Annotated in this window: 5 protein-coding genes; all 5 read left to right on the forward strand. The window is 63.4% G+C overall.

Annotated features, from left to right (window positions below):
• A partial coding sequence (locus KDH09_08990; GenBank protein ID MCB0219815.1) for a hypothetical protein occupies positions 1–4,961 on the forward strand: 4,961 nt, incomplete at its 5' end.
• A gap of 45 nt (positions 4,962–5,006) precedes the next feature.
• Complete coding sequence (locus KDH09_08995) at positions 5,007–6,284, forward strand: outer membrane protein transport protein (GenBank protein MCB0219816.1); 1,278 nt, start codon at positions 5,007–5,009, stop codon at positions 6,282–6,284.
• A 33-nt stretch (positions 6,285–6,317) separates the two neighbouring features.
• The gene (locus KDH09_09000) at positions 6,318–8,459 is read left to right on the forward strand and encodes a hypothetical protein (GenBank protein ID MCB0219817.1); all 2,142 of its coding nucleotides are present in this window, start codon (positions 6,318–6,320) and stop codon (positions 8,457–8,459) included.
• A gap of 119 nt (positions 8,460–8,578) precedes the next feature.
• On the forward strand, positions 8,579–10,294 hold the full coding sequence (locus KDH09_09005; GenBank protein ID MCB0219818.1) for an arginine--tRNA ligase: 1,716 nt from the start codon (positions 8,579–8,581) through the stop codon (positions 10,292–10,294).
• Between the two features lie 92 nt (positions 10,295–10,386).
• Positions 10,387–10,572 (forward strand): hypothetical protein (locus KDH09_09010; protein ID MCB0219819.1); only part of this gene is annotated, 186 nt, incomplete at its 3' end.

Below are 10,572 nucleotides of genomic sequence, written 5' to 3' on the forward strand. Positions count from 1 at the left end.
CCTCCAACCCGTTTACCGACAACGACAACCTCGACCGTTTCTCACAGGCGCTGGGCAATACGTCGCTCGACCTGTTCCGCTCCGATGCCGGTCCCTCCATGCGCCGCGGCGCCGAGGCCCTCATCTTTGCCGCCGACAACCCGGCGAATCTCTTCATCGAGGGCCGCGCGCTGCCGCTGGTCGCGCTTGAGGATCTGGGACGTCTGCTCACGACGACCGATCTCAACACCGGCGAATACATCTTCGGTCCGGCGCTCAAGACCATCTACGCGCTCATGACCGACGGCCCCAAGGCCTATGACGGCATTCATGGCTCGTATGAGCCGCGCTACCTGCCCGAGATGCAGGGCGGTGTTGCCCGCGCGCGCTTTGCCCAGGCGGGCAGCAGCGCACACGGCTCGCTCACGCCGCTGCAGGTCTTCCTGGAGCCGCTGACCAGCGTCGGCAATTTCGGGGGCCCCGAGTCGTTCCCCTATGGCGCGATGGAGCTGTTCTTCAAGCACATCTTCGCCGAGCTTCAGTGCTCGGACCCTTCGGTGGCGCCCAATGAGTGCGGCGCGCCGCTCGGATCGCAGTGCATGGACTCGATGGGCAATCCGCTTCCCTGCGGGCATCCGGCGGTGACGACCTGCCTCGATCCCGACGGTTTCCCAATTGAGTGTTCGGAATTCAATCATTTGGTATCGGGCATCGAGATCGATCCGGCCGGCACGATCAACGTCAGCCTTATTCAGTACATCTCCGCCGATGACGACCGGCCCTACAAACCCGTCTCGGACTTTCATCCCTTCGATCCGAACCAGCCGCTGGCCCGCGCCCTGCCGGTGCAGATCTGCCCGGGCGGCGCCTGCGCCGATGCCGATTTCTTCAACACCGTTGTGAACAACACCAGCGGCGGCGACATCGACAACATCATCCGTTTTCGTGACGACACGCAGTTTGCAGGCAAGGCCTCGGATGTGCGTGAGGCGGTGCCCGGCGACTTCCTCGTGATTGCCGACCGCCCCTTCGAGGACGCGGGCGTGGCCTGCGAAGACCCCTCGGTCATCCCGCGCATTGCCGGTCCGGAACTCGACGGGCAGGGGATGCCGGTCTCGCCAGTGGTCAATTGCGATCAGTATCAGCTCTTTGATTTCCCGGGCGATACAAGCGCCTTTGTCGTCGACAACGCCGCGGATGCGACCCCCTACAGCCTCACCATCAATGGGGAGGTCTTCACCATTACCAGCGATGCTGACGCGACCGAGACCGAGATCAGTGCGGCCCTGGCGGCCTGCGTGAACGACCCGGCCCTTCTTTGCGACGCGCCGGCGCCGCTTGCCCAGCCCGTGATCGCGACGGATGCGCGCGGCATGGTCTCCATCGTGGACGCCGAACTCGGCGCCGAAGCACTCAACGGGCCGATCAAGCTGACCCCCGAGCTGGTGACCATCAACGAGCCGATGCAGGTTTTCATCCAGAGCGCCGCGGCGGGCGATTACGAGTTGACGATCGGCGCGGAGACGTTCCTCTATACGGCCGCAATGGGCGAGACCCGCGCCATGATCGCGACGGGGCTTGCCGGCGCCATCAACACCGGCACCCTGATCGGACTGGTCGCAACACCGGCGTCCGATCAGCTCGAGGTCGTGCTGCCGCCCGCGGTGGTTACCGGCGGTGCGGGCCTGAGCGCGACGAACAAGGTCTACCGCGACCGGCAGATTCAACTCGATCTCAATGACGCGGGCCTGATCGAGGGCATCGCGGCCAAGGACGAGCTCCAGGCCATCTGCGGTCGGACCGAGGTCGTCTGCCTGCGCATCCTGCAGATCCTGCGGCGCGATACCGTGCTGGTGGGGCTCGACACATTCTTTGAGGATGATGCCAACGCCAACGGCCTCACCGACACGCGCAGCACCCTGGTGACCGTCGATGAGGCGGCTGCCGAGACCCAGTACGAAATCACGATCAACACCGTGGGTTTCACCTATACCTCGGATGCGACGCCGACCGACACGGAGATCGCTTCGGGACTGGTCAGCGCGATCAACAACGGCAGTGAGCCGGTTGTGGCATCGGTGAGCGGCGAAGGGGTGGTGATTCGCGCGCTGGGACCGGGTGTGGCTCTGAGCGTTGACCCGGGCGCGCGCCTGGGCGAGATCATGACGCCGCAAGAAGACGATCTGCCGTTTGCCGTGAACACGGGCGATCTCTCGAACATCTTCACCCAGGGCCGCTATTACGGATTCCTTGCCAACTACCTGCAGCGCTTCCCGCGTCAGGTGTTTCAGCTCTATCAGTTCCATCAGGAGGGCGGCATGATCCCGACCCTCGATGGACTCGAACCCAATTTCGATTTCTCGAACGTGAACCTCGATCTGGCGCTGGCCAACAGCCCGCCGGAATACCGCGCGTCCATCGGTAACCAGATGACCCAGATGCTGCCGATCATCGACGTGACCAGCGACGTGGTCATTCAGCATCAAAGTGATGTGCGGGCGCTCGATCTCTCGGCTCTCTCGGCGCCGGTGGCCCAGCAGGTCTGCCCGGCCGGGCAGGTGCCGCTTCTCTCGTGCAGCGCGACCTTCCTCAGCGATACCAACCGCGGCGTGAATCTGGGCCTGCCCAACGACCTGTTCGTCTATGACGACCTGTACGGCCCGGTGGCGCGGCTCGATATTCCCAAGGTCTACGACGACCGCGTGATCTGCGTGCCCGGCTCGCTGCCCTCCAGCGGGCTGGCCAACGCGCTGCCCTCGAGCATTGAGGAAACCTTCCTGCTCAACGGGTTCGATCCCTCGGCCGATGTGTGCCGGACAAACCCTTTCGCCAATGGGTGCGAGACCAACTCGCCCTTCCCCCTGGCCGGCAGCACGGCGACAACCCTCTGCAGCCAGAACGAGAACACCGGGTCTCCGGCGACGGGCATTTCGGTGACCGCGGCGGTTCCGGGTAACACTTCGACCGTTACCATTGACGGGGTGCCAAGCAGCTACATGGCACAGCTTGGCGACACGCCGGCGATTGTCGCGGGCAACCTGGTTGCCGCGATCAACTCCATGAGCGACACCGCCCGCGCGGTCGCGGACGTCAACCTCAACGATCGCATTCGCGTCTACGCCAATCCGGCCAATGCGGCGATCAGCGTCGCCATCGCCGGGGACCTGGCGCTCACTCGCAAGAGCGCCCGCGTCAGCGTGACGAGCGCCGCGGTGATGAACTACACCGTGGATATCAACGGCACGCCGCACAGCTATCTGGCCACCGGCATCGATACAACTGCCAGTATTGCGGCCGCGCTCCAGATGCTGCTCAATGCCAGCGTCGAGCCGATTCAGGCCATTGTCGATCCGCTCGATCCGGCCACCGTGCTCATCAGTGCTGCACCCGGCACCACTGCCTTTACCAGCGCCGTGGTGGGCAACCTGCTTCTCGATGACGACTGCATCGCCGGCGCGACGGGCAACTGCGCGGGCTTCTACGAGATCCGGCGCGAGGCCAATGCGCTGGCGCGTCTCATCCCGACGGTGGCAGGTATTAATCCCAAGACCGCCGAACAGCTCATCGATGACACGAGCTCACTGACCGGCCCGCTGCTGGCCAACGGCGTGCTCAGCGAGGACGACCGTCAGGCCGTGCTCGAATCCCTCGACGCGGTGGCGGCAGCTGCGCGCACCGGTTTCGTCCCGGCCTTCTCGCGTATCGCGCAGATCATCAGCCGTCCGAACATTGAAAATGTGGATGTGCAGACCGCCGCCATCGACCTGACCCGCGTGCTCAACAACACGGTGCAGCTCGACAACGGCGAGATCATCAACAACCGCGTGGCCCTTCGTCAGATCGAGCCGGTGATCGCCTCATTCTTCAGCCCTGATACCCAGTTCGCGCAGGACCTGATCGCACTGCTGCTGGCGCTCGAATCCATTCCGGTCAACACGGTGGAAAACTATGTGCGCGTGGAACAGCCGAATCTGGGCATTGCCTGCGACCCTGATTTTTCATCCTTCGGGGTGTGCGAGAACCGCAACAACGGCCCCGACCTGACCGCCGATTTCCTGCGGGCCATCACCAAACCGGGGCCCCTGACGAACCTTGACGGAGTCGTCCAGCTTGACGTGGACAACAACCCGATCATGATCCGGCCTATCGACTCGCTGACCATTTCAACCGACGACTTCCTCTCGCTTGCCGTGGACTGCATCTTCGGAATCGACGAGAACGGCAACGGCACGCCGATCTTCAACTGCAGCTCCCCGGACCACCCCTCGCAGCTCACCCTGTTCGGTCAGGTGCAGCGCGACATTGTGGTCATCCTGGGCCAGGTGCTCCAGAGCCCCGAGTTCTCCAGTGAGCTGATTCCGTTCTTTGCCTCGATCCTTCGGACCGTGGTGGATCTGCTGGAGCCCCAGCGCGGCAACCGGGCGGAGAACCCGACGCTTTCGGCCCTGCGCCTGTTCCTCAATGATTCAAGCCTGGAGGCCGCCCGTCAGTTTGCCGACGCCTTCGAGTCGCTTAATCAATCGGATCGTGCCAAACTTATCAACTTCGTAGTGGACCAGTTCGACCCGGATACGGGCGCGATTGCAGGCCTCATTGAGGCCACCGACCCCATCATGCGCAACGACGCGGACGGGGTCTTTGCCGCGGCCATTTCGGAATTGCTGAGCGTGAATCCGAGCCTGCCGCCGATCGGTTGCTCGGACTCGCAGAGCCTTGCCGGACGCATGGTCGGCTGCTCGACGCAGGTACTCGGCGATATCCCCGAGGAAGACATTCGCTTCCTCTTCGACACCTATGTCGATCTGGTGGATACGGGCACCGCGGAGGTGATCGTGAATATCGTCGCGCAGATCGTGACGACCGGCGCGCTTGAGCGCCTGACGCCAACGCTGCTTCTGATGTCGCAGGAAGGCGTGCTCAACGAATTTATCTTGTTCCAGGCCCTGCTGTTTGAGAACGGAATTATCGGACTGGAGCAATGATCGGTGGTGTGGATGGAGCCTAGGATGATGGGGAAGAGCAGGTGGATGCGCGCAGCGTTGGTGCTGCTGGCGTTGGTATGTGCGCTTGTGGCCGCTCCGGATTCGGCGCGGGCACAGTCGCCGGCGACGATCCTCGGGTTGCACTCGCGCTCGATCGGTCTGGGCGGTGCCGTCTCGGCATCCGTGTCCGATTATTCATCGGTCTATTACAACCCGGCCGGTCTGGCCAATCGCACCGATCTGCAGCTCGGTTTCGGGCCTGCGATCGTGATTCCAAGCTTCAAGTATTCAAACTTCGCCGGGTCGCGCAAGGGACCCACCGATCCGTTCATGACCAACTCCTTCGGCGCGGTGGTGCCGATCGGCGGCCCGCTCAAGAAACGCGTGGCCTTCGGCATCGGCGCACTCACGCCCTTCCCGAACTTGACAACCATCCGCATTCGCACGCCTGAAGAGCCGTCCTTCGTCTTCAGCGAGGACCTGCTGCAGACGCCGATCATTGCGTTCGGCCTGGCGTTCCGGCCGAGCAAGTATTTCACCATCGGTGCCGGCGGCCAGCTCATCATCCAGGCCGAAGGCGAGGTCCGGTCCTCCTTCAACCTGAGCAACGCGACGATCACGGGCCGCGATACGGCGCTGACCATCAATCCGGTGGTGGCACCGATCTTCGGCATCCAGATCGTCCCGGTTCGCTTCGTGCGCATCGGTCTGTTTTATCGCTCCGAAGTGAAGCCCGATATCAAGCTGCCCTTCAAGGCGGATGCGGGCATCATCTCGATCGAAGCGCAGTTCATCTCGAACGTGCTCTATTCGCCGCCGCAGATGGGCGGCGGCATTGCCTTTGAATTCCTCGACCAGTTCGTGCTCTCGGCCGACGGCGTGTTCGTGCAGACCTCGAAGACACCCTCGCCGGGCGTGCAGCTTCGCGTGACGCCCGACGCCCTGATCGCCCCGATCGTGACGGTCGATCCCAACCCCGGTTTCTCCGATACCTTCCAGGTGCACGTGGGTATTGAATACAAATACAACGAGGACGTGCGTTTCCGCGCCGGTTACATGCGGCGCACGACGCCCGTGCCAGAGCAGGCCTACGATACCTCCTTTCTGGATGAGTCGATTTCGGCCTATTCGGTCGGCGCGGGCCTGACCCTCAAGGACCCGACTGAAATTCTGGAGAAACCCTTCACGGTGGATTTCCACGTGCAGTTCCAGCAGATGGACAGCGGCACGGCCCGGCGTGCTTCCCCGCTGCATCCGATCGGGGATCTGAAGTTCAATGCATGGATGCTCAATTTCGGTTTCCAGGGAACCGTGCGGTTCTAGGGAGTGGTAGTGATGACAGGCGTTCGTAACGCAATGACAGAGCAGAGCCGGCCGGTGGCCGGCAGGATGCCGCGGCAGGGGTGGGGCGCATTCCTCGCCAGGAGTGCGCTCGCGCTGGCCGCGCTCGTGAGCTTCGGCTGCGAGGGGCCCAAAATTCCTGAACCGGCCACGCGTGACCCGCAGGTGGGCGCGCTCAAAACGCTGGGCGATGTGCCGCTCTTTGCCAAGCGCACCACCGAGGCCGGCCAGACGCCCGTGGGCAGCGAATTTTTCGATACCAACGGTGCGGGCTCGCCCTACATCCTCCAGGGCGCCAGCGGCGTCAGTGAACTGATCCTTTACTACGTGGGAACTGACGCCACGAGCAGCCAGGTCTCCGGCGGTATCGGCGAGGCGCGCTCGAGCGACCGCGGCTTCACCTTTGAGAACCGCCGCCTGTTGCTGGTTCGGCGCAACCGCGTGACCGGCGATCTCGCGCCGCTCGATCCGCCCAGCCCGCTGCCCCCGCGTCTGACCGACTCCTTTGATTCGCCGGGCGTCCTCGATCCCATGGTGCTCGAGGACTGTCCCTTTGCCGCCACGGCGGGCGGGAGCTGCCTGTTCTACGCGGGCCCGGGCATCTTCGATGCCGTCAACGATGATGACCAGGACGGTCTGCGCTACGGTTTCAGCTCGGAATTTGTGCGCCCGCCCGACGCGCCGGCGCGCCCGATTCCGCTGGTTCCCTCGGCAATCAGCGTGGTGACCCTGCCGGGGCTCAACGAAGTGGCCAGCAACGGCGTTCCCATTTTGATGGCGAACAAGGACATTGAAGACGACGGGGCCACCGATTGCGGGCTTTCGGGCACTGACCCGCTCAATCCCTCGGACGGCCAGCTCCCCTGTACCGATGACATTTTCTATACGAATCGCGCGCGGACCTTCGACCCGCAGGTTGAGGTTTGCAGCCGCCGTTCGCTCAACGCCACCGAAGACCTGATCGACGATGGCTGCCAGCGCAACAACGGCATCAACTCCGACCAGTGCCCCGGCGGCACCGACTCGACCGTCACGATCGAAGCGGGTCCCTATCCCTGGGAGAGCGGCGGCGTGGGCGACCCCTTCGTGATGCGCGATCCGTTCCGTGATCGCTACCTCATGTATTACACCTGCACCGAGGAATTCGGTGAGGTCACGGCCAACGGCTGTGAAGAGCGGCTCATTGACCGCATCTGTGTGGCCGAACTGACGCAGGTTGGCAGTCAGGTGGTTGCGCGTCGCCTGCTCATGGATCCCGGTGCCGGCGATGTGGACTATGCCTCACCCAGCGCGCCGACGGTTCGCCTTCGCAACAATATCGTCCTGCAGGGTGGGAACTTCGCGAAGGAAAATGCCGATTTCGACCGTGCGGGCGCTTCGGACCCCACGATCCTGCTCTCGCGCTCGGTGCTCGGCACGGTGCTCTGGCGCATGTGGTACACGGGCACCAACGGTAACAACGCGCACCGCATCGGCATCACCGGTTCCTTCGACGGATTCGACTGGGATGCCGACGATCAGGAACTGCGCTTCTCGACGCTGGTTCCGACCAACCCGATTCTGGTTCAGGCCGATCAGGCGCAGGCGCCCACCAGCCTGTTCGCCAGCGACAACATCCTGCGCGTTTACTACGAGTCCATCACGCGCGGCACCGAGCCGTCCATCAATCTGGCGACCATCGTGGACCTGACCGACGATGTGCCGCCCACGATTTTCTTCGATTCGCCCGTGGGTGATGAACTCACCATCGAGCAGGGCTGCAGCGTCACCTTCGCGCTTTCCTTCGAAGACGCCGGTGGTTCGGGCATCGACCAGTCGAGCTTCAACGTGCAGTTCACCGACATTTCCATCGATGAGCTGACCGACCCTGGCGTCCAGGTGCAGTTCCAGAACGACATCACCCGCGAAGACGTCACCGTGGCGCAGGATGCCGACTGGTCCGATCAGTTCCCGTCCTTCCGCTTCGGCTCTGGCGATTCGGCCACGGTTCAGTTGCAGCTCAACGAGTTCCGTCTCAATCCCACGCTTGCGAACGTCGACCAGGCCGTACTCAGCCTGGAGATCGAGATTTTCGACCGCAACGACAACCGAAGCGTGAAGGGGCTCGAGCTGACACTGGTCGAAGCCGGTCAGCCCACTGTGTGCGACGCCAACTAGGGCCGGGGCCCGCCGCGCGGGAATTGACTTTGCGCGCTGGCGCGGTATGCTCGCGACGCCTGATGGGCTGCTAAGCGGCTGAAATTATTGCCGAAAACACTCGCCCGGGCCGGTGCCCCGTGAAAGAGAAACTCGAATCCCTGATCTGTGAAGCCTTTGCCGCCTCGGCGAAGGATGCCGGCTGGTCGGTCGGCACCCCGCCGGAGTTCGTCGTCGAGCGTCCGAAGGACCCCACCCACGGCGACTACGCCACCAACGTGGCGATGCTCAGCGCAAAAGCGCTTCGCAGCAATCCGCGCCAGATCGCCGAAACACTCAAGGCAAAACTCGAATCCCTCGCACCGGACTGGGTCGAGGGCGTGAAACTGGCCGGTCCCGGCTTCCTGAATTTCCGCATCAGCGCGGCCGGCTGGTATGCAGCGCTTGAGGGCGCGCTCGCCCAGGGCGAGAACTTCGGGCGCAACGTCGTCAGCGCCCCGCACAAGGTCCTGCTCGAATTCGTGAGCGCCAACCCCACGGGCCCGCTGCACGTGGGGCACGCGCGCGGCTGCGTGGTGGGCGATACGCTCGGGCGCATCCTGCGTGCCGCCGGGCACGAGGTCACCACCGAATACTACGTGAACGACGCAGGGCTCCAGATGGACAATCTGGGGCGCTCGCTGCGTGCGCGCTACCTGCAGGAATGCGGAAAGCAAATCGAGTTCGAAGACGGCTGGTACCAGGGCGACTACATCAAGGATCACGCCGCCGAGATCTACGCGCGCGAAAAGGATCGTTTCGCCGACGAGCCCGAAGAGGACACCCTCGAATACTTCACCGACGAGGCGCGCACGCGCATCATGGAAGGGATCATCGAGGACATGCGGGCCGCGGGCGTGGAGTTCACCCGCTACCAGTCCGAGCGCGAGCTGCATGCGGCCAGCAAAGTCGACGAGGCCATCAGCGTGCTGCATGAGAAGGGCCTTCTCGACGAGGTCGACGGCGCCAGGTGGTTTCGCAGCACCGACTTCGGCGATGAAAAAGACCGCGTCGTCATTCGCGAGAACGGCGTGCCCACCTACTTTGCCGCCGACATCGCCTACCACCGCGAGAAGTTCAAGCGCGGCTACGACCAGCTCATCAACCTCTGGGGGGCCGACCACCATGGGTACATCGCCCGCGTCCGGGGCGCAATGAATGCGCTGGGTTTCGACGACAAGAAACTCAACATTCAGCTCGTGCAGTTCGTGAGCCTGGTGCGCGGCGGAAAGAGCGTCTCCATGACCACGCGCGGCGGGATCTTCGAGACCATGCGCGATCTCATCGACGAGGTCGGCGCCGACGCCACGCGCTTCATCTTTTTGCTGCGCTCGCCCGATTCGAGCATGGAATTCGACCTGGATCTGGCCACCCAGCAGAGCATGGACAACCCGGTCTATTACGTGCAGTACGCCCACGCGCGGATCTGTTCGTTCTTTGAAAAAGCCCGGGAGGCGGGGATCGAGTTCGACCCGGCAACGTCGCTCGATGCGGGCCTCCTTGGCGCCGATGAGCAGCTCGACCTGGCGCGCGAAGTCCTGCGCTATCCCGAGATCATCGATCTGTGCGCGCGCAACCTGCAGGCCCATCCCCTGCCGCACTACCTGATGGAGCTGGCCCAGGCCTTCTCGCGCTACTACACAGCGCGCGGCGAGGGGGCTCCGAAATACAAGGTGATCGACCCGGAAAACCCCGCACTTACGCAAGTGCGTCTGCAAGCGGCAAAAGCGGTGGCAATGGTGCTCAAAAATGGGCTAGACTGTCTGGGTGTCAGCGCTCCGGAGCGGATGGCCAAGCTTGAAGAGGCGCCCGAGTAGGCTCGGGGATTCTCCAGCATCCTGAACCTTCCGCTTTAGAGAACTGATTTCGCTCGGCGTTTTTTGAGGGCGCGCCGAAGCCCCACACGTCGATGCAGAACTATAAGCAGATCAGCGACAAATACGCCTTTTCCCTCGATAACCGTCAAATCGCCTTTTTGGGCACCGGCATTCTCGGAATGCTGCTGCTCTTCTTCCTGCTCGGTGTTCTCTACGGCACCCGGCTGGGCCCCTCGCGTGGTTTCTCAAGCGCACCGCCGGCCCTTGCCGACGTGCCG

It is taken from the genome of Chrysiogenia bacterium (assembly GCA_020434085.1).
GTDB lineage: Bacteria > JAGRBM01 > JAGRBM01 > JAGRBM01 > JAGRBM01 > JAGRBM01.

Coding starts and splice junctions, on each gene's coding strand:
- KDH09_09000 (MCB0219817.1), top strand. CDS start 6,318: ATGACAGAGCAGAGCCGGCCGGTGGCCGGCAGGATGCCGCGGCAGGGG.
- KDH09_08995 (MCB0219816.1), top strand. CDS start 5,007: ATGCGCGCAGCGTTGGTGCTGCTGGCGTTGGTATGTGCGCTTGTGGCC.